Source organism: Lapidilactobacillus luobeiensis (assembly GCF_024345205.1).
GTDB classification, from domain to species: Bacteria; Bacillota; Bacilli; order Lactobacillales; family Lactobacillaceae; genus Lapidilactobacillus; species Lapidilactobacillus luobeiensis.
Genome location: NZ_BROC01000016.1, coordinates 29,543 through 52,842 on the forward strand (window position 1 = coordinate 29,543; position 23,300 = coordinate 52,842).

Genomic DNA, 23,300 nt, shown 5'->3' on the forward strand with positions numbered 1-23,300 from the left:
AATCAAGTGCAAGATCAAGAATAGCAACCAGTCATTTCCAACCAATCCCAAACGATGCCCACCACGTTTCAAAACACTGTGAGATACCTCCTTGTTTATCTTAACGCAGTTCGACTGGTCAAATGGTAATCTTTTGTGAATATTTATGAGGGATTTTCGCGAAAAAGGCATAAAATGAGAGCGGTTGGCAGGCGTGGTCAGGTAAAATCTGGGTAAACAAAAATCGCAAAGACAAATGAGGGCGGTGTCCGCGTTTGTTTTTGCGTCAAGATGATGTGATTGTTATTGAAAGTTTTCTGTTTGAAATTTTTTAATTTGATTGCGTCAGAGATGGGTGGTGAACAGCGTTGCGCTGATCTGCCATTGAAGTTATGTCACTGATGAAGTGCTTTGGCAAGTGTGTTGGTCAAATAATTTGCTACTTTATAGGTGTAAATCAACATCAATCGGCGGGGATGATTATGCCAACCGATTTGAGAAGCTTTGCCAACTTTGCTCCGATTCCAAGCCAACTTTGGTTGGACCTGTCGGCCGCTTCAGCTATTTCATCATAACCATACTTTCATTTCTCAGGCAGACTGTACCGGTGTCGCCAATTCAAGAAATCGTGACCACTAACCACGTTCGTCAGTTACGTGGCCCCGTCCATTGACCATAGCTTGCCCGTTGGCGTGAGTGCTCAAACAACTGTTATACCGTTGAGCGGCTGGAGCGGAGAAATTCGGGGTGAGATCGCCGTGTCGTTATTCTTAGCGGCTTTGCCGCTTAGAATAAGGCTCAGCTTTGAGATTTTTGGCGTCCTTCCGAAAAGCTCAAAGTGACGCCCACAGCGGGCTCACCCCGAATTTCGCAGCGCAAGCTGCGACCAACCTACTTTGGAAAGTACCTTAATGCCACCACGCCATGTGCAAAGTGTTAGGCATCGCGCACAGCGGCCAGTCCGTCCACATCCAATAAGTTGACAGTTTTGCCCTGCCGCCGCAACAAATGCTCGTCTTCAAAGATCTTGAACTTCCGAGAGATCGTCTCCGGCGTCGTGCCCAAGAAACTGGCCAACTCCTTCAATTTCATCGGCAATGTGACCTGGTCTGTCTCAGCGACCTTCGCCAGATCCAATAAATAAGTCGCTAGCCGTTGCTCGATCAAATCATGGTTCAATAACTGATTTTGCCGCTCCAGCGCGTCAATTTTATTGGCGTTGCTTTGTAATAATTTCCAAGCGATGCTGGGGTAGCGTTCCAAAAGGGGCTGGAAATCTTGCGCTTGTAGTACGCAAAAATTGGCGTTTTTCAACGTCTCAACATACAGATCCTGATTGGTGATCCCAAACAGGTTCTTCTCGCCTTCGAAATCACCAGCCTCGAGGACCCGCAATAATTGTTCTTTGCCATTAGCGGCCAGTTGGTAGACTTTGGCCGCGCCTTGGGCCAAGATCACCAGCTGTTTAGGCGTGTTCGGCCCCAGCGCGATCTCGCCCTTGGTCAGATGATGATGCTTGACCAACGCCGAGACCCGCACCAATTCCTCATGGTCCAGCTGGGTAAAAATCGGCACGATCTCCGCGCAAACGTGTTCTGTCATGATGTCACCTCACTGATAATTTAGCGTCGAATGAAACACTGCGTTCAACTTGATTTTGAATCTCTGGCGCTGAGCACTACGAGATCCGATTCAAAACCGAAACCATTAGTTGCTTATTTTACCAAACTTGTTGCTCAGTCGATCTTGGTCTTGGCAATATTATAGCCGAGATCGCTGACCACCTGAGCCAATTTGGCCGCAGTGGTCTCCTGAATGTTGAACTGGAGCTCCAGTTCGTTTTTTTCAAAAAGAGCGCCGACTTCGCCAACGCCAGGTTGGTCTGCTAGCTGCGCTTGAATGTGCTCAAAACATACTGGACAGGCCAGCGGTTCCAAAATGATCGTTAATTTCGCCATACTGATTGCCTACTTTCTATTACTATTCTAGTCTACTTCAGCTCGATCGGTAAATAATTGATCTCGATCAAGTTTTGCGAAAATTCCGATGATAGTGGGGTGGAAGCCACCGTTAAAACAGAAAATTAGCCATGATCTCATCAAATTAGTTTTCGTTTAATAAATCGTTGATTTTATCATTGTGAAGTGCTAATCTAAGAAAAAAGAGTCAGACTGATCGGTTCCATCAGTCTGAAGGAGCTACTGGCATGAAACCACTATTATCTTACATCGGTCGGGAAAAGAAGCGGTTCTTCCTGACCAGTTTATTGATCACGTTGTGTTCGGTCCTTCGGGTTTTACATGCTTTGATCAATACATATACTTTTAATAATTTGATTGCCTTGAATATGACTGGCTTTTTCAAATTTCTGTTGATCGATGTGGTCGTCTTTGCGGTCTTGTCGCTGACATTGGGCATGACCCAGTACGTCCGTGCCGCTGCGGTGCAACGATTCAGTCTGGATCTGCGTCAGGATATCGCGGCTCAGATCGAAGCAACGCCGGTGGAACATTTCAGCGCCAAGAACACGGGGACTTACGCGTCTTGGCTGACCAACGATATCACGCTGATCGAGCAGAATGGCTTCGACAACTTGTTCGATTTGGTTCAGATCATCACCGATCCGCTGTTTTCGCTGATCGCGTTGTGGCATTTTCACTGGTCTTTTCTGCCAGTGGTGTTCGCGCTCTCCTTCTTCACCGTGCTGTTGCCCCAGTTTGTCCATAAACAACTGGCGAAGGCCAATCTTTTCACCACCAAAAGCAACGAGAATCTGTTGAGTGTGATCAATGACGCCTTGCACGGCTTTTCCATCTTTTCGATTTTTGGCGTGGAGAAGCAATTAAGTTTGCGGATCACCGCAGCCACCAACAAATTGATCGCCCGCAAGTTGCACCAAGTTTGCTATGAAGCCGTCGCGAATAATGTCGCCGGGTTGAGCAACATTATCGGTCAATTATTGGTCGAAGGCTGGACCGGGTTTCTCGCCATTCAAAAAATCATTCCCATTGGTGCCATCGCCTCCTCGGCAAATCTGTCTTACAACGTGTTCAATTCGATCGCGGTTTTTGCCCCAGTTTTGACGCAGATGCGAGCGCTGACTCCTGTTTTTGAAAAATATCATTTGCACGATGAAAGCGGCCAAGCTCAGTTGGGCGCAATGACGATTCCAGAACGTCCCAAACTTACCTTGAAGGTCAACGAGCTGACCTTCAAATATCCGCACCAGCAGCGCGCTGTTTTCCAGCCCTTTAGTTTAACATTGCGGCCGGGAGATAAGGTAGCGCTGACCGGTGAATCCGGGACAGGGAAAAGTACGATCCTGAAGATTTTAGCCGGCCAGTTGCGGCAGTATCAAGGCTCGATCCAAGTCAATGGCGTGGAATTGCGCGACAGCTGTTTGGCCAGCTTGCATCAACAAGTCTTGTACGTCGATCAAACGCCGTATTTGTTCAACGACACGATCCGCTATAATTTGGAATTAGGCGAGTCGTTTAGCGATGACGAGCTGCAAGCCGCGCTAGTTGGCGCCGATTTGGCTCAAGACGTGGCGAAAATGGCCGCCGGTTTGGCCACTGAGGTCGGTGAGGGCGGGCAAAGTTTATCCGGTGGGCAGCGGCAACGTTTGGCTTTGGCCCGAGGCTTATTGCGCCGCCAACAACTCTTCCTGTTCGATGAATCCACCAGCAATCTGTCCCAAGCCAGCGCCTTGCGCGTGGAGGATAATATTTTGAAACAACAGGACCTCAGCGTGATTTTCGTCAGCCACCAATTGCATGAAGAAAACATTGCCGAATTCGATCAGGTGATCACCCTGAAGTAAACTTGGTTCCTAGAGATTTGATAAACATCGAAAATCTGACTGCCAGTCGCAAAATCTGTGGGAGCAGGCACACTAGCATGACTGAGAGTCATCGTGTTGGTCACGCATTTAGGTTGCTTGCTGGTGATCCGACCACAAGTCGCAGCGTTTGGCTTCATGATTTGCGTCGCCACATCATTAGTATGAATATGACAAAAAATGATCGTCATCTGAAAAATACCGAAGACGATCGTTTTTGATAGCAATAGATTTTTAATTTCGTTGTGTTTTTGACGGCGCTTTTTGAAGATCATTTTGGAATGAAAATCAGTTCGCGCCGCCGCTCCCTAAAATCAAGTCGTGTTCTGACAACTCCAGCTGGGGATCAGCCCGTTGCCTATTTAAACCAACCGCTGATCGTTTGCCAGAGACTTTGAAAGAACTTGCCGAGTTGATCGCCAATCTTTTGGAGGAAGTTGCGATTCTCTTCGGTATCCAGCTTACTGAAAATCGACTTGGCGTTGGTTTGGATATTATTGATCAGTTTGCTGGCTTGCTCCTTGAACCCGGCAGAATCCAGCGCGCCGGAATCGCGGATCTTGACCAGCATGTTGATGATCTGGGTCTTCTGGTTGTCGGTGATGATGTTGATGATGCCATTGTTGGTCAATTCGTTATTGACGATCGTGGTGATGTCGCCGGTGGAAATATTGCTGCCTTTTTCGGCCATTTCCTTTTTGGCGGCGGTGACAGCGTTGTTTAATTGGGCGTCGGAGTAGCCGTCTTTATCTTTATTGGCGCTATTGATATCGCTTAAAGTGGACATTTCTTCTTGTGCGGCGGTGACTTGGCTTTGATTGAGCGTATTGCCAGTGGAAGCGTAGGCGGCGTAAACGCCAGCTAGTGCGCCTGAACCGTCGATCGGGGTGGCTGAGGTGACGTAGATATTGGCGTCAGTGACACCAGCGGTCAGCGCCGCGTTTTTGTATTGATCGGCGGTGATCGTGGTGATATTGTTGCGACCATTGTAATTAAGGATCTGGACATTGATTCCTGAACCGAATGACGTTTTTTCGATCAACGCGCTAGACCAAACACCAGAGCTGGTCGTGAAAGTCGATCCGGATGGATTGAGGTATTTAACTAAAGTCGCGCCATCAACAGTGATCGTTTGGTAATTGCCACTGATCTTGGCGGTCAAGGTATTAATGGTACCTTGTTTTTGCGCCGCCGTCAGCGAAGTGCCTAAGGTCAAAACCGGTTCCGTCCAAGTGGCGCTGCTACTGTCGTCGGCAGCTTGCACAGTCTGTTGACCCGTGGTTTGACTAAACACGTAAGCGCCACCGACTAGTAATGTGATCGCTAGTGTTGCGGTGATTTTCTTCAAGAATGATTTCATGATCGACCCTCGTTTTTCATTTGATGATTACTGACCTTATTATAACAAGACTGGCTAGGAGCGCCCAATCATTGCCACTATCTTAACCATCCCTTAAGCAAAAATCAGTCTTGCGATGGAGCCGGGTGATCGGGTCCAATAAAATAATCCATATCTCAGCGATCTTCGCAAGAAACCAAGAGCGGGAATGTGTTAAAATAAGAGCAATGTAACCGCTTTTTTAATTGGAACGATTCAGGAAGGGTCAGTTGGATGATGAAAATGTTACGACGGTTAATGATCACTTTTGCCGGTACTTTTTTGATCGGATTGGGGATCGCCTTTTTAGTAGATTCCGGGGTGGGGATCGATCCCTTGAGCACCTTTTTGGCGGGGGTGCAGACGCTAGTACCTTGGTCATTAGGAAATTTGATCGTCGCCTTCAATGTGGTGATGTTGATCGTGCTTTTCTTTCTTGATCGCCATTTGCTGGGGATCGGTAGCGTGATCAATGCCACTTGTGTTGGACTGACCGTTGATCTGCTGGCCGATTTCAATACTTTTATCACCGCGCAGAACTGGCCGACTTTAGTGCTGAGCTTGTTAGGGATTTTTTTCTTGGGGACCGGTTCGGCGGTCTATATGGAAGGCGAGCTGGGCTATGGCGCGCTAGAAGGTTTGATGATGTTTGGTAGTCAGCGGCTCCATTGGCAAGTTCGGTGGACGCGTAATGCGATGGATCTGATCTTCATCGTCTTAGGCATCTTGTTTGGCGCTCATTATGGTTACGGCACTATTCTCAGCGCTTTACTAGTTGGCCAAGTCATCGGTCTTTGGCGCCGTTTATTTATTTATCAGGCGAAGCGCCGGCAACGACTAACGGCGTCTTCGGAGGAGTCTTGATCCTGACCGGCGCTGCCTGGGTGACTGTGGTCAACCAATAAAAAAATCCCGCGTTCATCGGGATTTTTAAACCGAATTCATTTTAACGTTTGGTGATAGTCACCGATCAACAACTAAGAGCTATGTGGCGCAAACACCTTGCTCTTTTTTGTAAAAGAAGTGAACCAAAGGCACACATATCAAAAAAATTGAAGCAAGTAATTGTTTATATTTGTGAGTAAATTCGAGCTAAGATTTATTATAATGCAACAAGTATTTATGGTATTTTTGCTACCTCACAGGATTGTGATCTGTTAAAAAGTATCTCTGAGCCTACATCGATGGAATAAGTACGAATACTAGCCAGATGGCAAATAGGATCAATAATATCAAGACGAATATCGATAGCCATAACATTACTTTGTTTTGTTTCTTGAAGCCAATGTACATCATCACAAGTTCAACCAAGAAAAGGATCGCCAAATATTTAACCATGAAAATACCTTACCTTTCCACGTGTTTTTAATTGCTTACTGTCTGTACTTTACAATGCCAGATTTCACGAGTAGTTATGGTGCTTGCCGAATTTGCTATCTCAGCGGTCACCGCATTCCAAGAACTACCTTTTGCAAAAAAAGTGCACGCCAGAAAGAATAGGACCTGTTGCGAGCGCATAACCTATTTGTTTTTGGACACCCCTCCATGGATGCATTATCATTATTTTATACTAACCCTCACAATCCGTGAAATCAATAAGAATGTGAAAATGTTTTCTTGTGTTTCTTTGGTATTATCGCTATTCCTACTTCGCAAAAGGTTTATTCTCCCATCAATTGTATGCTCTTGTCACAATCGAAAATTTTCTGTCTGAGTGAGCGAGGTAGGAATTGTTTGCGATGAAAATTAAATTTCAAAGCGCAATATATTAAAGTCTTCCACACTAACAAATGTAAGAAAACAGAAAATGAAAGGGGATTCAAATGAAATATTTCCGGATTATGCTTTCTTTTTTGGCTATTTTTTTGTTGACCGCTTGTCGTGTAAAGAATGTTAATCATCAGTCAGCTTCGAGCATGCGTAGCTCTGAGGTGAAGTCTAGTAGTAATATTAGGTCAATCAATCCTCTGGCCCGACCCACAGCTCAAATAGGTGCGGAAACATTCGTTGATTTCTCTAGTTCAAAGAAATCTAGCAATCCACTGGCCTGTTCATTAGTGGTCGAGGATATCAAAATTGGTACTGAGATTTCGGCATCAGACTTGCAGGCCTCAAATATTACTCTTGAAACTACGAATTTGAGTCATTTAATTGCTATCAATGTCTCGATTAATAATCTTAATATAAAGCCAGCACTAGTTCCTCAGAAGCGAGAATGGTGGAGTGTCTATCTGTATACACAAAAAAAGTCCTCAAAAGAGGACGATGATATAAAGCTATTATTTTCACCAGAGAAGACAAAGATACCTGTCGATCAGAAAAGTGAATTTACAATTATTGTCGAGATTGACGAACCAGTTGATCCTAACCAGGCAGTTGATGTTTGGTTCTCCCCAGATTTTACTGATATTCCAGTTTCATATTCAAGGCCAGCTCGTTAAGTTATATGTTCGCGTGCATCTGATATTAGAGTCTCATTTGAAGTGGAAAAATTGTCTCTACCGATTTTATTAATTTCAAGTTATTGAAGATATTAGTATAGGTACGCCATTAGGTACGAAATAATTAATTTATCTTCTATACTAAATGATTGATGATAAAGCGTTATATAATAATGTGAAAAGTCGTTCACAAAAAACAGATTTTAAGTTGCGAGAATTATGAGTGCGATAAATTCACTAGCAAATGTAATTATAGCGTTTTCATTTCTTTTCTCAATGGTTTGTCATATAATATAATTAAATATTTCGAATATTTAAATAACGGCTATTCAACTACCGATTCATGTATAGAAGGGCAACTAATGAAAAGAACAAAAACATTATTTCTCATGCTTGTTTCTACACTATTTATTATATTATTGGCTTCTTGTCAACAATATCCTTGGGAATACAGAAACGCTCAATATTTTCGGCCAACAGACGAGGACAATGTTATGAAAGATAAATATATCTATTTACCAAGACCTTATATGGGGCAAGGATTTGGTAACTATGTCAACGTTGTGAAAAGTGATAAGTCGGGAGGCATGGTCGAGATTATGCCACGAGTCGAAAAAATAGGTTTTAATAAAGAGGTTATCGTGTATCGATCCCAGTCTATTGGTGAAGAAAACAAAAAATATTTTGGTGTCATCTATTTAAAAAAACATGGTTTAAAATTTGAATATGATTCATACAATGAATTAAAAAAGAAACACCCAGCGACGGTGGATGTCCAGATCGATTTCGTCTATAGATCAAAAACCTATGATTCCGAAACTACGATTTTAAAAATGCAATAGAGCTTACTTAATGTGAATACTATCTATTAGATTAGATATTTAACAAATAGCTGAAATAATTGGTTGAATTTAATGGTGTAAGCGCTACAATTTAATTGTTGCTATTTTATCGATAATTGCTATTAACCAGTAAAAAAGGAGTGAAGCTCCAAAAAAGGCAACATTTAATACGCCATCTGATAAATATGTTGATTTCATTGATAAAATGATGTTCGCCATTCTTTTGACATATGAAGTGGGTCATGTATTACAACTGCTGAAAGGTTTTCGTGCTTTTTATTCAATTCATTTCGATTCTCAAATATCTGATATTGGTTAGTTTGCGAATTTATATAGCCATATTTTTTCCCAGTCGGGCGCTTATTTGTAAATCGATCGGTCAGTTCAAAATTGGCAGAAAATATTATTTCATCTTTATCAAAGCCGACACCAGTTACTTTTGAAACTAAGACATTTTGAGGCGGGTATGAATTGTCGCCATCATCTTCTTGCTTCGTCAAGTGCAATAATTGGACACCCAATTGATCTGATTTAATGAAATACGGATCGGGTAGTTTTAGAATAAAATTATTTGCCGATCGTTCTGGAGAATCATTCTGATTAAAGTTCATAAAAGTTAGAGGGACGAAAAGCCCAAGTGAAAAGATTAATAAAATAATAGGCATTAGTATTAGACGTTGCATTCTTATCATCAAGTTCACTCCATCACAGTTTACCTTTATTATGTAATTGTTTTCCAAATTGTCAATATCGGCTTTCAATATCGGTGATACGATCGAGGTAGCCAGGCCCATACAGATCTATTACTAATCCGATGAACGAGTGGGACACTGATTTTTACTATCTGTATCAGAGATAGCCAGCCGAATATCGTCAGGCAATAACGATGACCGTTTAGTCAAAAACCGCGATACTCTGGAGACAGCGAGTATCGCGGTTTTTCTAAAGAAAGATAATTTTCAGAATGTGCAAAGTGGTGAATAAATAATAGTCGTGGCGTAAATAAATTTGATTCGCAAAGTTGACGCGCGACTTATACCAGCCTGATTCAACGATAAAGTGGCAAATAATTTTAGATGCGAGTATGTGGCCTTTCTAAGTTATTGCCAATATTTATCTGCGTTCATCGGGATTTTTTTTACTAGCTGCTTGATAGTTGAAGGTCATTCAACCGTTACGGGCGGCTCCACAATAGTGCCAGGGTCAGGCGTGGTTTCTGTTGTAGAACTGGTATCAGTATCGCTTGGCGTGTCACTACCATTGTTAGGCGCCGTTGTTTCCGAACTTGTGGTGTTATCTGTCGGTGTGGTCGTGGTGCTACTGGAAGATTGATCGTTAGTATTGGTATTAGTATTAGTGTTGGTCCAATCATTTGAATTACCTGAATTGCCTGATTGGTCGTAATAACCAGTATTGGTATTGCTGTTGCCATAATAATCCGTTTGGGTATCACCGGTATCAGTTGAGTTAGTCGCGGTGTCATCAAAATTCGTCACAGCGGTGTTATCGGCGTCATCTACTTCGTTTGAACTACTACTGGATGAAACGCTTGAGCTACTTGAGCTACTGCTGGATGATTTTTTACTAGATTTCTTAGCTTTTTTCGAGCTGGAACTTGTACCGCGATCTTGTTCCGTGGTACTGACTGTTGTTTTGCTGGCGTCTGCTGGTGTGGTGTGCGTCTGGGTCATGAAGAGTAACAATGGTGCTAGGATCAAGACATACAACCACCATTGACTCAGCACATTGCCTAAGCGTGAAGTCACTGCCGGTGCGTCACCGCTGGAGACCAGCGCCGTATAGTAGATCGCCGCGCCAACGGCCAAAAGCAGCGCGACAAAGAGCCCGATTTTTAAATTGACTAAGATCACAGTTGCGCCAACGCCTAACAACCCGATCGCCGCAAAGATCCAACGCCCTGATTTCATTTTGCCACCCTCTACTCACAAATTGCTCACTACGCCCGTTGATTTCACCGCTAGCCAGTCGTGATGTGTCTAAAGAACGACTGGCTTGTGAAACCTATCTGAAATAACGATAGCATTTACTTTGTTTGCTGTCAATCAAGGTTGGAGTAAAATGATGTGCGCTAGTAAGTGGGGTTTTCAGCTTGATCAGAAAATAGAAATTCAGTTGACATAGCGATTAAGAAAAGTTTGCACATGCTGTTTGTAGGCGCTGGGATCCACACCAAAAGCTTGAGCGTGATCGGCGTTCGGGACGACCCATAGTTCTTTGGGCGCGCTGGTAGCGGCGTAATTTTTCAAAACCATTTCTGTAGGTACGAAATCATCTCGCTCACCATGAATGAAGAAGATCGGGCGTTGGTTGTGGCGCAACGCTGCTAATGAATCGACATCTTTCAGATCAAAACCGAGTGTTAAATGATTGAAGAAATTGGCCACGGGTACAAAAGGAAACTCAGGTAAATGAAATTGTGCTTTCATTTGATAGGCCAATTCGGCGGTCAATGAGCTATAACCACAATCTTCAATGATCGCTTTGACTTGTGGTGGCAAGATCTCGCCACTCATCATCATGACGATCGCGCCGCCCATGCTGACGCCAAACAAAATGATCTCACAATCTGGACCTAAATGGTCTACGAGATCTAGACACCAGTCACGATAATCGAGTCGATCGAGCCAACCGAAATTGACCCACTCGCCAGCGCTCTCACCATGGGCGCGATTATCAGGCATCAAAACGTTGTAGCCCAATTCTTGGAACATTTGCGCGTAACTGGCCATGGTCAAGGCACTACCATGATAACCGTGGGCGATCAAAACGACTTTTTTAGTTGGCTGTGGGTGGGGCAGGTACAACGCGTGTAAACGATTTTGAGGGTCGTCATCATACAGCCACCAATCTTCTCGGGGTTGCTGGTCGTACCAATGTCGCCAAGTGTGCTTCTTACGATTGAAGGTCGCCAATTGTTGCGCGGCCTCTTTTTTCCTCATACGACCAAAGCCATAGCGATAAAGTGCCGCGCTAGCTGCGGTCACACCAAGAAATGTAGCGCTGGGAACTGCGATCCCGGCAATTTTTTGCCATTTCATTTTGTCATCACCTCGTTGATGGCTGGCGATCCGCCAGCACTGATTACTCACTTATCCTAGCCGAAATCGTGCTTTTTTGCGAGTAGCCTGCTTGTTCGTGATCGCCAAGATCGGAGATGAAATTGACGATCTGCCTTGAATTATCAGAGTATTACGGTCACAAGGTCAGCTGTTTTGCCCGTTACGCTTTTTACGGTGGATTTTTTAAAAAAATCGGTCATTTAGATGAGATTAAAAACTGCTGCCGAAATTCTTGTAGGTCACTAGGGGCTAAACCGAGTCCTTGACGCCAGTAATTGGCGATCCCACCATAACCAATGGCGATCGTTTTGAGTACCCCTTGAATGAAAAGCGCATCGCCAGTTTGCGTGTTCATTTGGGCAACGGCGTTTTGCACGGCGTCATCGCTGATAGTAACGCCATCAGGAAAATCGAATAAATCGTTGGTCAATAGATAATCTTGGACGATCGTGGCATCGGGGATCTCCAGCGCCAGCAAAATCAGTGCCGCGGTCATCCCAGTCCGATCTTTACCTGCGGCGCAGTGGAACACCAAGGCTTCATCAGGCGGCAGGGTCAGTAGACTTTGGAAAACCAGCGCGAAGGCTTGTTGACTATGTTTATTCAAAATAACATTTTGATAGATCTGCGCCACCGGATCCGCGAGATGTGGCTGGCGATGCGGGGTAAGCCGGAGCCAAGCTAATTTACGATGATTCATGATCCGACCAAAATCTGTGGTTGGATAAACGGGATCGTGGATCAGTTGGACCTCAGGCCAGGAACGATCAGGATAACCTGTCTGTTCAGAGGGTGAGCGCAAATCAAGGTCGCGGGTGATCCGCAAAGCTGCTAACTGAGTCTGGTCTTCCGGACTGAGTCCACCCAATGAAGCGGCCCGATAGATCCGCCGCCACTGGATCCGCTGCGCTTTTCGATTGTGATAGCCGCCTAGATCACGAAAATTAACACTCCCGTGTAGGTCGATCACGCGTTTTGGTTCTTCGATGTTTGCCACAATGATCCCTCCAATATTGATCGGCGCACTTGCTTTTAAAAAAGGTTGGCTATGTATGGCTGAGTCGTGCTCACCACCCCAGTGCTTTCCGCTTAGCTACGTAACTGTTCCGGGAGCAAAAATCAGCTCCCAAAACAGTTACTAGGCTAGTGCTCAAGCACTGACCGGGGTGGTTCGCACTCTGGCTTGAAACGTGCTGCGCGCAACTGACTTCTGTGCTTAGCTACGTTCTGGCTTCGGAAGTAAGTGCACTTCCAAATTCAGAACTAGGCTAATGCTCGAAGTCAAACCGTTGCGCTCCGCACTCTGCTTGAGACGTGCTGCGCGAGCCTGCTTGTTGCGCTTAACTACGCAATTGTTCCGGGAGCAAAATGCGCTCCCAAAACAATTGCTAGGTTAATGCTCAGAAGCTAACCGGGCCGGCTCGCACTTTGATTTTGAAACGTGCTCACTGACCTAGCTCCTTGTGCTTAACTACGCTAGGCTTCCGGAGGCAAAGATCTGCCTCCAAAATCCTAGCTAGGTTAATGCTCAGGAGCAATGCAGGTCAGTTCGCACTCTGGCTTGAAACGTGCTGCGCGCAACTGACTTCTGTGCTTAGCTACGTTCTGGCTTCGGAAGTAAGTGCACTTCCAAATCCAGAACTAGGCTAATGCTCGAAGTCAAACCGTTGCGCTCCGCACTCTGCTTGTGTTTCTTTTTATGTCGTATATAATTGTAATCATGAAACGAAAGGCTGGTTGTCCATGTCGCTTAATCCCTTATTTAGCATCGTGATGCCCCTCTACAATGTCTGTTCCTATCTTGATCGGGCGCTGCGTACGATTTTGAATCAATCTTATCCACATTTACAAATTATTTTAGTCGATGATGGTTCCACTGATGGGACTAGTGAACGCGTTGATTATTGGGCGGCCAGCGATCGGCGGATCGAAGCGATCCATCAAGAGAATCTTGGTATTTCTACGGCACGCAATGTGGGGTTAGCTCGGGTCCGGGGTGAGTTTCTGACGTTTGTTGATGGCGATGATTGGCTTGAACGTGATTTTGTAACTTTCATGGTCAAGAACCTCCAGTATTACGAGGCGGAATTGGTCAGTTGTGGGTTCTTCATTGATCCGCCTGGACGTAATGCCGCTAATAAAGTGGAATCTGGCATTTTGACCCGTAAGGAAATCCAAAATCGGATCTTGAAGCTTGGCGGCAGTGTTCGTGGTTATACTTGGAACAAGGCCTATCGGGTTGCGATCATTCGCCAAAACCAGCTGACTTTCGATACGGACCTTGGTTTGATGGAAGATCAACTTTTTAATATTCGCTACACCAATCTATGTACACGCTTTTACTTCGATACCAAGCCGTTATACCATTATGTGCAGCGAGCAGACAGTATTATCCATGGCTTCGATCTACAAAAAGTGCCAGATAATTTTATCGCGAATTATCGTATTTTTCGGGAATTGAATCGCTCTGAGCAACGAAACTCGACCCCACGCAAAAAAAACGCGTCGCGACCAGCGCATCAAAACAAGAAAACGAAACGACGTCCCACAACTAGTAAAAAGACAGCCTCGCTCTCATTATTTGATCGTTGACGCTGTAAGCCGCCACGCGGGAGTAGCCCGCTACGGCTCCAGGCGGTGGCGCACGTGATATTGGATCACAGGCACGTCATGTTTACTGGCCACATGGGCATCCTTTTCAAAATAAACCGCAAAAGCATCTTTTTTATCAGCGGCCTCAACAATGATCAGTGGTGATTGCAAGGGCGCTTTTTGCTTGAAGATCTCGGCGCTTTGCATCGCCGAGTTGAAATCGTGAGCATTGGCGATCGCATCGCCAGGGTTAAAGAAAACATCTTCTGACATAACGTTCACTCCTTTACTTAAATTATAGCGATAATCGCAGTAAAGCGATAGGAAAAGCATTTATTCGGGCTCAGAAATAGAGGGTTAAATATGGAAATCAAAGTAAATCACACCACCTTGTATTATGTCCAAAGCGGTCAGGGTCGTCCCCTGATTTTATTACACGGTAATGGTGAGAGCCATCAGATCTTTGATAAACTTTTGCCAACACTCAGCGCTTATTTCCGCGTGTTTGCGCTGGATAACCGTGGTCATGGCAAAAGCGCGCAGGCCAAGGAGCTACATTATCAGGATATGGCCAATGACGTGGTCGATTTTATCAAACAGTTGGATCTAGATAAACCTTTACTTTATGGGTTCAGCGATGGCGGGATCATTGGTCTGTTGATCGCCAGTCAACATCCCGACTTGTTAGGGAAACTGATGATCAGTGGGGCGAATTTGAACCCCAATGGACTGCATAGTTTGGATCGTTTTTACGCTTGGAACGTCCATCTTTGGTCACGGCGACCAGAAGTCCGGTTACTGAACACGGAGCCAAATATGACCAAAGCCGATCTACAACGGATCCAGATCCCGACGCTAGTAATGGCCGGTGAGAAAGACGCGGTCAAGATCAGCCACACGCGGTATATCGCTGATCAGATCCCCAATAGTCGTTTGATGATCTTGCCGAAGGAGACCCACAGTAGTTACGTGGTGGATAGTTTTAAATTATTACCGATCATTCGAAAATTTGCCGCTGACGAACGCTAAAATCAACTTTGGATCAGCCAGCTAACTCTTGCGATCAACGCTGAGCGAGCTGGCTTTTTTGTGGGCGTGATTTTGCGAAATAACGGTTGCTAGCAGACCGCTATTATATAAAAAATGAATAGGAACCGGCCAAAATCAAAACTGCTGGCCTTGCGAATTTTGCTGGTAATGACCGATCCGACCGCACTGCGATCCGTAAGAAGTTGATTGGATCAACTTAAATCAGCAGCAAGCTTTGTCAACGCGTCAACAAAGTCGCGTCAGGGCCTCACCGATAATGTGAAGTTTTATTGAAAAAAGTTATGAGCACACTTCATTTTTAAAATAGACCAATTTTACTGTTATCAGCGTCGAAAGGGCATGTCAAAAAAGAAAATTACGTTTTCACGGAAAACTAAGAATAAAATCATGCATAACACTAGATATAATCACACAAAAATCATTTCTCTTTTGAAACAAATAGTGATTTGCTGGTAACGGACTAACAAATCACTGATTGCAGTAGTTATATCAAATTATCGTCTACTAGATCAGTCTTATTGAGGAACGATCATCAACATACAGATTGAATATTAACCACCAAATAATGATTATTTTATATCTATATAATTACGATAATGGATAAAATCTGTGTTGTCCAACGAGAGGCAAAAATATTGAAGAAATTGCAACCAATTATGAAAAAAGTATGATATAATCAATTTGTGGTTAAGATAAAGCGTTTTAGCAAGCTCATTATTTTCGCGGAGTAACGTTAATACGTGACATCGGCTGCGGGGAATCAGAAGTGGACGTTTTGGGGAACGTCAAGCTCGACTGAATAATTCGGGGGAATCTTCAGTGAGTACGCTTTTGATGCTGAGACTGATCACTGGTCAACAGAAACTGACTTCAAGATACGGGGGAAGGACAAGTGTTTCTGCGCAAGTTTTCAGTCAAATAAATCAATGTTGCATAATTCGCGTCAATTCACAAGATTGCGATCATTTTCAAATTCGTCAGTGTTAGTTGGTCAATTCTTTAAAATTTAAATCTATCTGTTCGGAGACATACGGTGCCGCGCAGTGACGGTAGGATCAAATCGGGGGATGCGATTCTGAGGCGACGATGGGGGTCGGCGCTCGTCATGATCGGTTTGCCTTCAGGGGAAGTATGCGATGTGCTGCAAATCAGCGCGGCCCGGTGCCCAATAGATCGATTGTTCTAAGTCGATGAAATGACGGAAGGATGTTGCCATATCAACCAATTCGTCGTTTGCTTCGATTGAACTAACTGTTAGAGTAGCGTTGACTTGGAGAAAGGTTGTTTATACATTCTTGTCAGAGTCAAGTGAGGGCAAATGGTTAGCTGAGTCGAAGCAAACAAGTAGGTGGGGCAGTTTAGGAAAAATCAAATGGCTCACCCAAACATGAGCGGATCGTAGCGTCACTATTATTTGAACGCGTCGGTCCGCTTATTTGTTGCGATACTCGATCTTTGCTATGCCAAAGAAATATTTGTCGTTTTATATTCCAGCTGTCCCCCGAGGCAACTTAAGTACCGCCCCCCGGTGTTCTGAGTTGCGTTGGCTACATCAAGCGTGTTCAACGGCTTGATTGTGGCCTTTTTTTATTTAGGAGCCTAAAAAACAGCAAGGAAAGTCGCGCCGCATGACTTTCCTTGCTGTTTTATTTTGGTGTGATCCGTTCTTGACTGAAAGCGGATGGGCTAGACTTTTTCGGCTAAGGCCGCTTCGATATCCGGGATCATGGCTTCCGGTTTGATCCGAGTGTCATAACGTTGGCGGACATGACCGTGACGATCGATCAAGAATTTTGTGAAGTTCCAGCGGATCCGTCCAGCAAAATCAGGTTCTGTTTCTTGAGTCAAATAATGAAAGAGCGGTTGCGCCTCTTTGCCGTTGACAGGTGCGATCTGGTGCATGGGAAAAGTCACGCCATAGGTGGTTCGACAGGCTGTGGCTGCTTCAGCGCTAGATTTTAGTTCTTGTTTAAACTGATTCGAGGGAAACCCAAGAACAGTGAGTCCAGCCGCGTGATACTGTTTGTAAAGCTGTTCCAGAGCCGCAAATTGGGGCGCGTAACCACATTTAGTCGCAGTATTGACGATGACCAAAACCTGACCACGATAACGATCTAGCGAATAAGCGGTGCCATCTTCCCGTGTGACTTCGAAATCATAGATTGACATGGGCAAAACCTCCTTTTGTTTTAGTATAGCTGTTTCGTTAAAAATCTGGCAGCAATCAGCTCACCAATAATAAGCGCGGATCTTGGCTGGTGATTAGAGCTGGTCGATTTGGCAGATTTGCGAGTGGATCGGCGAAAGTAGGTCGAGTGATCGTTACAAAAAGACAGACGGATCCAGCAATAAAAAAGTTTGTTTGATAATCACAAGCCTATTTATATCATTAAATATTAGTTATGTGATAGATTACTGTTATGAAGATCGTGTCTTCTATGAAACCTATTGGAACAGCTTTTTTCAACGAAAAACAATAAATGTCGTGAGTTTATTTGCTGTGGGAAAAAGCTAGATCTTTGCTGATTGGATTAGCGTTAATAGGCTGATCAGCGGTTGCGTGTCGGGCAGTTTTGGGCAGCGTGGGAAAGGGGCCGATCAATGGCGGATATTCTGAACAAACAAATGTTACGAGTAAATGGATCAAGCAATCGATCAGGTAAATGAGGAGAAAAGAAGATGAAGAAGCGTTTATTAGTGTTAATAGGCCTATTACCTTTGTTGACATTATTCGTGTTCTCTGGCAGGACGGCCAGTGCCGCGACCGATTTTGGCACTAAAAAATTTGGTCCGGTGACCGCGGTCAACTGGGAAAACAAGGTTTGGGATGACGGCATTCCTTTTGGCGAGGACAATGCGACCATCATTAATAATAACCAAGGCTATATTTTTGGTATCGCTAGTACGCCAAGTGGTCAGGAAGCGATCGGGCAGAAGTTTCGTTCAACGGATCCGGGAGCGGCTTTGATAATGGGGAATTTGGCTTACTGTTTGAATTACATTGCGCCAACCCCTGAGGGCGAGGCTGATCCCGACCCGCTTGTTTTGACTGATACCCAGCGTCAGGCGTTAGAGATCGTTTTATTGTTGGGCTATCGTGAGATCGGTACTACGCCGATCAAAGGGCCAGCAGTAGCCAGCCTAGGCAACCTTGACGCTTACGTGGTCACACAATGGTTGGTGCAGGACATCGTTCAGCCAGAAGACAAAAAGGATTTTGTTTTTCATAGTGATCGGATCGCCAAGGCCGTGGCCGACTTCCGAGCAATGTTGCAAAGGGGGATCCAATTGAGTTTGGTTGCGGATGGGGCGGTCACTGCAGTTGGAACACGTTATCAGCGCACTTATCATTTGGCTGAAGCTCACGACTATCATTTAGCGGGCACAGCGACGATCACTTTGAGCGAGGATATCCCAGACGCGCGGATCGAATATTCCGGACAAAGTTACCCAGTCAGCGCAGCGCAAGGAGTTGATCTGCCGCTGGGCGCGAGTTTCACGATTAGCATACCTGATCATTTGCCGGCGGGGACGCTCACGATCAAAGCGCAGGGTGGTTTTGATAGTCACGATTTCACCCGTTATGCACCACCCGTTACTGGTCAGCAACCGTCGCTAGTGCTGGGTGAGGCAGTCACGGGCCAGCATCTCAGTACCACCAATAACCTGACGTGGCCGACTAAATTACGTCCGCGGATCCAGACTTTGGCGACGAACCTCGCTGGCGGGGAAGTGGTCCAGCCAACGATTGCCGCAACGATCATTGACCGGATCAGTTATCAAGATCTGGAAGTAGGTGTGACTTATACGATCAAGGGTAGCTTGATCGACCGGAAAACGGGCCAACCGATCTTGATCGCCGGACGGCCAGTGCAAGCGGTCAAGGATTTTGTACCAGAAACAGCGGCGGGGACGGTCAGTTTGCATTTCGATTTTGATGCCAGCCAGATCCCGGAACGCCAGATCGTGATCTATGAGGAATTGTATCGTGAAGACCAATTGATCGCCGCACATCGTGAACGTTTCGATGATGATCAAACGGTGACGATCGCCAAATTAGCACAACCGATCCTCCCTGAAACCGGTGGGGGTGATCAAACTGATTCTGATACAGGACAGCCAGGGGTGAGTTTGACTGAGTCAAATAATCAGACTGTCACTCCCAACGACAGCAGACCGACCCCGCGTTATCTAAGCGCGGCGGCAACAGCTCGACAAAAATTACCGCAGGCCAATGAACGATCCACGTCATTGTTAACGGTGATCGGCAGCGCGTTATTGGCGCTGGTAGCAATTGGCGCAGGAATCGTTTGGTATCGTCGTCGCTTGGCTCGTTGACCGAATAGAACAAACTGGTTTTTGGCGGCTCGGTTTTAATTGCCGCGCCGAACAAATCTCAAACGAGCGAACTTTCCGCTTTCTCGGTAAAGGTTCGCTCGTTTTTTGTTTGTGTTGGACCTGAGCGATGTTTGGGGATGTGGGCGTGAGGCGCTGACAAGCGTGGTGAAAAATTCTAGCCGTTGTTAGGCAAGCGCTCACAATTTTAGTGGAACTAGACTATAATTGAAGTGAGTGGATCGTGATCCGCAAATCCAGAGATGAGGGAAGCAACATGACAGCATACATTCAAGTGGTCGATGAAACGAAAAAATATCAAATGGGTGAAACCACGATCATCGCGAACGACCGGCTAAACTTTTCGATCCAGCGTGGGGAACTGGCGGTGATCTTAGGCCCCAGTGGCGCTGGCAAATCAACGGTCTTGAACATTTTAGGCGGGATGGACAAACCTAGTTCTGGTCAAGTTCTGATCGATGGGGTGGACATCGCCGCTTTTAGTGATCGGCAATTAACGGCTTATCGGCGGACGGATGTTGGTTTTGTCTTTCAATTTTATAACTTGATCCCCAATCTGACCGCATTAGAAAACGTTGAATTGGCAACAGCTGTGGCGCCGGACGCGTTGGCGCCTGCTGAGGTTTTGGCCAATGTTGGACTGGGTCAGCGCTTAGACAACTTTCCGGCGCAATTATCCGGCGGCGAGCAGCAACGCGTCGCGATCGCCCGGGCCTTAGCTAAGAATCCCAAACTTTTATTGGCGGACGAGCCGACCGGCGCCTTGGATTACCAAACGGGCAAACAAGTGCTGCAGCTCTTGCAAGATGTCAGCCATCAAAACGAGCAAACGGTGGTGATCATCACTCATAACGCGGCCTTGGCGCCCATGGCCGATCGGGTGATCCAAATCAATGACGCCCAAGTCCGGCAGATCACGACCAATCCACGACCAACGCCGATCAGCGCGATCGAGTGGTGAGTATGATGGAAAAAGTGAGACCCTCTGATGTCCAGAAACGTCAGAATAAACAGCGCGCGTCTAAAAAACGGTTGCAGCGGCAGCTTTTACGCCGGCGGATCCAAACTAATTTAGGTCGCTTTATCGCGATCATTTTGATCATTATGCTGGGAGTATTGCTCTATGTTGGCATCAAATCCAGTGGCCCCGTGCTTTATAATAATGCGCAAACTTATTTCAAAAGCCAAAAGGCCAGTGATATCCAAATCGTCAGTACCACTGGCTTGACCAAGGAGGACCTGCGGCGGGCGCGGCAATTGACCGGCGCGACCGTTGAGTCAGCCAAGACTGTCTACGCGTTGACTGCGCAGGACAATCAAACCGTTCAGTTATTATCACTACCCAAAAAACTCAATCGACTGCAAGTCTTGCAGGGGCGACTCCCTCAAGCGAAGAATGAGATCATTTTAGATGAATTGGCCCGTGACGACGGTTATCGGGTCGGGAGCACTTATCGCGTACAAAAGACTCGCGGTCTGAGCCGGCGGACTTTTCAGGTCGTAGGTTTTGCTCGGTCGCCTTTGATGATCGATCAAACGGCCCGCGGGACCACGACGATCGGTGATGGCACGGTCGATTATTTCGCGTATTTACCGGCGCCGGTTTTTACCGATAATGTGGCCAGCACGATCTATCTCCGCTTAAAAAAGACAACGGACGCTAATCCCTTTCAAGCCCAGTATCAGCGCCAGGTCGACCAAGCAATCAAGCAGCTCAAAGGCTATTTCAAAGGTCGCGCTAGTCAGCGTAACGCGGAGATCCTAGCGCCGACTTTGGCGCAGATCGCGGCGCAACAAACAGAACTGACCAACCAAAAACGTCAACTTAGTGCGGCTCAGAGTCGATTGACCCAGCAAGCAGCGGATGCCGGCGCGTCTTTGAGCCAGGCACAGCAGGCTGAAGCGAGTCGTCAACAAGCGACTTTGACAGCGCAAAACGCGGCGTTGATCGCCGCTCAGAAGAAGTTGACCAAGGCGAAAACACAAGCGACTGCGGCGGTGGCCAGTCATTATTACTTCAATGATCGTCAAGATCTGCCTGGTTATAGTAGTTACGGCGAATTGGCCGAACGGATCCAAGCGATCGCCAATGTTTTTCCGCTGATCTTCTTTTTGATCGCGATTTTGGTCACCTTTACCACAATGACGCGGATGATCGAAGAGGATCGAATCCAGATCGGTACAATGAAAGCCCTGGGTTATACTCGTGGCGAGATCGGTCAAGGCTACTTGACTTATGCGCTATTAGCGGCGTTGTGTGGCAGTTTCGCCGGGATCGTGATCGGAACGGAAACATTACCGCGGATCATTTTTAAAATGATGCAGAATCAATTCAGTTTGCCAGATCATGGCGTCCGCTATATTCCTCTGACGATCCTGATCGCGGTGCTCTTAGCAGGGTTCGCGACGTTAGGAGCAGTGGGGATCGCCGTTTTGCGCGAATTGCGCGAACGACCGGCTGAACTCTTGTTGCCACGGGCACCTAAAGCTGGGAAAACGATCTTGTTAGAGCGGTTCAAACCTTTATGGCGTCGGCTCAGCTTTAATCAGAAGGTCAGTTATCGGAATTTATTCCGCTTTAAATCACGGATGTGGATGGGAATCTTAGGCATCGCCGGTGGCACTGGGCTGATCTTGGCTGGCTTTGGTATTCGCGATTCGATCGCCGCTTCAGGCAACCATCAATTCAGCCAAGTATTGCGCTATCAGGCCGCAGCCACGTTGACCGACACTAAAAGCCCGACCGTCAAAAAGGTTGAGCGTGTTTTAGACGCGGATCAACAGATCCTAAGCAAGCTCGCGGTCCACGCGGAGCAGGTCGATCTGCTGACGAATGCGGCTAAAGTCGACACGGTCACGCTTTATGCCACGAGTGCGCCGCAACGATTACAGCGCTATATTCGGCTCAGCGGTCCACTGCCGACAAATGACGGCGTGATCCTCAGTGAGAAAACAGCGCGCTTATTGAAGGTGAAAAGTGGACAGACGCTAACGATCCGCACCAGTAATGGTCAGAAAATGGCGGTCAAGGTCAAGGGGGTCACGACGAATTATGCTGGGCATTTTATTTATCTGACCAAGGCGTATTTTGATCAAGTTAGCTCGGAAAGTTATCAGGCCAATACTTGGTTGGTGCGGACCAAAGCGATGACACATCAACAAGAGGATAAATTTGCCCAGCGGCTACTGGCCAGTAAGCAAGTCGTCAATGTGACTTATCTTTCGACCCAGAAGGCGGCAGTCGATAAGCAAACGGCGATGTTACAGTTGATCGTGGTTATTTTTATCTTATTATCTGGATTGCTGACTTTTATCGTTCTTTACAATTTGACCAATATCAATGTGTCGGAACGGATCCGCGAATTATCGACGATCAAAGTCTTAGGCTTCTTTGATCGCGAAGTGACGATGTACATCGTGCGGGAAAACTTGATCCTGACCGGGCTGGGGATCTTGTTGGGATTGGGTTTCGGCAACCTCTTGACCCTATTCATTTTGCATCAAGCGGAGACTAGCCAAGTGGTCTTCCCCCTGACGATCAGCGTTTGGGGTTACTTGGTCGCGATCGCGATGACCTTGATCTTCACCTTGATCGTGATGCTGGTGACCCATCGCCATCTCACGGAGATCGACATGATCGCCGCGTTGAAGGCCAACGACTGATCAGCTAAACCATTGATCAAATCTCAGCGACTGCTGCTCTTTTTTGGGAGCGGCAGTTTTTTTGAAACGTGCTCACCG

Annotated in this window: 19 protein-coding genes; 9 read left to right on the forward strand and 10 right to left on the reverse strand. The window is 46.1% G+C overall.

The annotated features are described in order from the left end of the window. Positions 1-915 precede the first annotated feature (915 nt). Both OCU21_RS07040 and OCU21_RS07045 read right to left on the reverse strand, forming a co-directional pair. A complete protein-coding gene (locus OCU21_RS07040) occupies positions 916-1,581 on the reverse strand; it encodes a Crp/Fnr family transcriptional regulator (protein WP_261806732.1) in 666 nt (221 codons plus the stop codon). Positions 1,582-1,715: 134 nt separating this feature from the next. Then, positions 1,716-1,937: a heavy-metal-associated domain-containing protein gene (locus OCU21_RS07045; RefSeq protein WP_261806733.1), complete on the reverse strand. Its 222-nt coding sequence runs from the start codon at positions 1,935-1,937 to the stop codon at positions 1,716-1,718. A gap of 248 nt (positions 1,938-2,185) precedes the next feature. Between OCU21_RS07045 and OCU21_RS07050 the strand changes: the two genes are divergently transcribed. Continuing rightward, the gene (locus OCU21_RS07050) at positions 2,186-3,802 is read left to right on the forward strand and encodes an ABC transporter ATP-binding protein (RefSeq protein WP_261806734.1); all 1,617 of its coding nucleotides are present in this window, start codon (positions 2,186-2,188) and stop codon (positions 3,800-3,802) included. On the opposite strand, the gene OCU21_RS07055 is transcribed toward OCU21_RS07050, so the two are convergent. Continuing rightward, entirely contained in the window at positions 3,781-4,011 is a 231-nt protein-coding gene (locus OCU21_RS07055) for a hypothetical protein (protein ID WP_261806735.1), read from the reverse strand. The two genes, OCU21_RS07050 and OCU21_RS07055, sit on opposite strands and share 22 nt — an antisense overlap. Positions 4,012-4,178: 167 nt before the next feature. After that, positions 4,179-5,180 carry a DUF1002 domain-containing protein gene (locus tag OCU21_RS07060; RefSeq protein ID WP_261806736.1) on the reverse strand — a complete coding sequence of 334 codons (1,002 nt, stop codon included), beginning with the start codon at positions 5,178-5,180 and terminating at the stop codon, positions 4,179-4,181. A 261-nt stretch (positions 5,181-5,441) separates the two neighbouring features. Between OCU21_RS07060 and OCU21_RS07065 the strand changes: the two genes are divergently transcribed. The 3 genes from OCU21_RS07065 to OCU21_RS07075 all read left to right on the forward strand — a co-directional run bounded on the left by OCU21_RS07065 (position 5,442) and on the right by OCU21_RS07075 (position 8,481). Next, on the forward strand, positions 5,442-6,062 hold the full coding sequence (locus tag OCU21_RS07065) for a YczE/YyaS/YitT family protein (RefSeq protein WP_261806737.1): 621 nt from the start codon (positions 5,442-5,444) through the stop codon (positions 6,060-6,062). A 959-nt stretch (positions 6,063-7,021) separates the two neighbouring features. Then, positions 7,022-7,639 carry a hypothetical protein gene (locus OCU21_RS07070; RefSeq protein WP_261806738.1) on the forward strand — a complete coding sequence of 206 codons (618 nt, stop codon included), beginning with the start codon at positions 7,022-7,024 and terminating at the stop codon, positions 7,637-7,639. Between the two features lie 362 nt (positions 7,640-8,001). Continuing rightward, positions 8,002-8,481, forward strand: a complete 480-nt coding sequence (locus OCU21_RS07075) for a hypothetical protein (RefSeq protein ID WP_261806739.1) — start codon at positions 8,002-8,004, stop codon at positions 8,479-8,481. Between the two features lie 194 nt (positions 8,482-8,675). Here the strand turns inward: OCU21_RS07075 and OCU21_RS07080 are convergent, their stop codons facing one another. The 4 genes from OCU21_RS07080 to OCU21_RS07095 form a co-directional block, all read right to left on the reverse strand. Then, on the reverse strand, positions 8,676-9,173 hold the full coding sequence (locus OCU21_RS07080) for a hypothetical protein (RefSeq protein ID WP_261806740.1): 498 nt from the start codon (positions 9,171-9,173) through the stop codon (positions 8,676-8,678). A 471-nt stretch (positions 9,174-9,644) separates the two neighbouring features. Then, a complete protein-coding gene (locus OCU21_RS07085; RefSeq protein WP_261806741.1) occupies positions 9,645-10,409 on the reverse strand; it encodes a hypothetical protein in 765 nt (254 codons plus the stop codon). A gap of 201 nt (positions 10,410-10,610) precedes the next feature. Continuing rightward, a complete protein-coding gene (locus OCU21_RS07090) occupies positions 10,611-11,540 on the reverse strand; it encodes an alpha/beta hydrolase (protein WP_261806742.1) in 930 nt (309 codons plus the stop codon). Between the two features lie 217 nt (positions 11,541-11,757). After that, entirely contained in the window at positions 11,758-12,558 is an 801-nt protein-coding gene (locus OCU21_RS07095) for a tyrosine-protein phosphatase (RefSeq protein ID WP_261806743.1), read from the reverse strand. A gap of 746 nt (positions 12,559-13,304) precedes the next feature. Between OCU21_RS07095 and OCU21_RS07100 the strand changes: the two genes are divergently transcribed. Then, positions 13,305-14,153, forward strand: coding sequence for a glycosyltransferase family 2 protein (locus OCU21_RS07100; RefSeq protein WP_261806744.1), 849 nt, complete (start codon positions 13,305-13,307; stop codon positions 14,151-14,153). 30 nt (positions 14,154-14,183) lie between these two features. Here the strand turns inward: OCU21_RS07100 and OCU21_RS07105 are convergent, their stop codons facing one another. Continuing rightward, positions 14,184-14,426 (reverse strand): hypothetical protein, encoded by a 243-nt coding sequence (locus tag OCU21_RS07105; protein ID WP_261806745.1) that lies wholly within the window; start codon positions 14,424-14,426, stop codon positions 14,184-14,186. A 90-nt stretch (positions 14,427-14,516) separates the two neighbouring features. On the opposite strand from OCU21_RS07105, the gene OCU21_RS07110 reads away from it, so the two are divergent. After that, positions 14,517-15,182 (forward strand): alpha/beta fold hydrolase, encoded by a 666-nt coding sequence (locus OCU21_RS07110; RefSeq protein WP_261806746.1) that lies wholly within the window; start codon positions 14,517-14,519, stop codon positions 15,180-15,182. Positions 15,183-16,889: 1,707 nt separating this feature from the next. Here OCU21_RS07110 and OCU21_RS07115 read toward each other — a convergent pair. Beyond that, positions 16,890-17,372: a glutathione peroxidase gene (locus tag OCU21_RS07115; protein WP_261806747.1), complete on the reverse strand. Its 483-nt coding sequence runs from the start codon at positions 17,370-17,372 to the stop codon at positions 16,890-16,892. 510 nt (positions 17,373-17,882) lie between these two features. On the opposite strand from OCU21_RS07115, the gene OCU21_RS07120 reads away from it, so the two are divergent. The 3 genes from OCU21_RS07120 to OCU21_RS07130 all read left to right on the forward strand — a co-directional run bounded on the left by OCU21_RS07120 (position 17,883) and on the right by OCU21_RS07130 (position 23,222). After that, the gene (locus tag OCU21_RS07120) at positions 17,883-19,541 is read left to right on the forward strand and encodes a VaFE repeat-containing surface-anchored protein (RefSeq protein ID WP_261806748.1); all 1,659 of its coding nucleotides are present in this window, start codon (positions 17,883-17,885) and stop codon (positions 19,539-19,541) included. Between the two features lie 274 nt (positions 19,542-19,815). Then, the gene (locus OCU21_RS07125; protein WP_261806749.1) at positions 19,816-20,520 is read left to right on the forward strand and encodes an ABC transporter ATP-binding protein; all 705 of its coding nucleotides are present in this window, start codon (positions 19,816-19,818) and stop codon (positions 20,518-20,520) included. Between the two features lie 2 nt (positions 20,521-20,522). Next, positions 20,523-23,222, forward strand: a complete 2,700-nt coding sequence (locus OCU21_RS07130; RefSeq protein WP_261806750.1) for an ABC transporter permease — start codon at positions 20,523-20,525, stop codon at positions 23,220-23,222. Positions 23,223-23,300 lie beyond the last annotated feature (78 nt).

Bases quoted from the DNA above. Each gene is read 5' to 3' on its own strand.
- OCU21_RS07040 (WP_261806732.1), bottom strand. From the start codon at position 1,581: ATGACAGAACACGTTTGCGCGGAGATCGTGCCGATTTTTACCCAGCTG.
- OCU21_RS07045 (WP_261806733.1), bottom strand. From the start codon at position 1,937: ATGGCGAAATTAACGATCATTTTGGAACCGCTGGCCTGTCCAGTATGT.
- OCU21_RS07050 (WP_261806734.1), top strand. From the start codon at position 2,186: ATGAAACCACTATTATCTTACATCGGTCGGGAAAAGAAGCGGTTCTTC.
- OCU21_RS07055 (WP_261806735.1), bottom strand. From the start codon at position 4,011: ATGACGATCATTTTTTGTCATATTCATACTAATGATGTGGCGACGCAA.
- OCU21_RS07060 (WP_261806736.1), bottom strand. From the start codon at position 5,180: ATGAAATCATTCTTGAAGAAAATCACCGCAACACTAGCGATCACATTA.
- OCU21_RS07065 (WP_261806737.1), top strand. From the start codon at position 5,442: ATGTTACGACGGTTAATGATCACTTTTGCCGGTACTTTTTTGATCGGA.
- OCU21_RS07070 (WP_261806738.1), top strand. From the start codon at position 7,022: ATGAAATATTTCCGGATTATGCTTTCTTTTTTGGCTATTTTTTTGTTG.
- OCU21_RS07075 (WP_261806739.1), top strand. From the start codon at position 8,002: ATGAAAAGAACAAAAACATTATTTCTCATGCTTGTTTCTACACTATTT.
- OCU21_RS07080 (WP_261806740.1), bottom strand. From the start codon at position 9,173: ATGATAAGAATGCAACGTCTAATACTAATGCCTATTATTTTATTAATC.
- OCU21_RS07085 (WP_261806741.1), bottom strand. From the start codon at position 10,409: ATGAAATCAGGGCGTTGGATCTTTGCGGCGATCGGGTTGTTAGGCGTT.
- OCU21_RS07090 (WP_261806742.1), bottom strand. From the start codon at position 11,540: ATGAAATGGCAAAAAATTGCCGGGATCGCAGTTCCCAGCGCTACATTT.
- OCU21_RS07100 (WP_261806744.1), top strand. From the start codon at position 13,305: ATGTCGCTTAATCCCTTATTTAGCATCGTGATGCCCCTCTACAATGTC.
- OCU21_RS07105 (WP_261806745.1), bottom strand. From the start codon at position 14,426: ATGTCAGAAGATGTTTTCTTTAACCCTGGCGATGCGATCGCCAATGCT.
- OCU21_RS07110 (WP_261806746.1), top strand. From the start codon at position 14,517: ATGGAAATCAAAGTAAATCACACCACCTTGTATTATGTCCAAAGCGGT.
- OCU21_RS07115 (WP_261806747.1), bottom strand. From the start codon at position 17,372: ATGTCAATCTATGATTTCGAAGTCACACGGGAAGATGGCACCGCTTAT.
- OCU21_RS07120 (WP_261806748.1), top strand. From the start codon at position 17,883: ATGAAGAAGCGTTTATTAGTGTTAATAGGCCTATTACCTTTGTTGACA.
- OCU21_RS07125 (WP_261806749.1), top strand. From the start codon at position 19,816: ATGACAGCATACATTCAAGTGGTCGATGAAACGAAAAAATATCAAATG.
- OCU21_RS07130 (WP_261806750.1), top strand. From the start codon at position 20,523: ATGATGGAAAAAGTGAGACCCTCTGATGTCCAGAAACGTCAGAATAAA.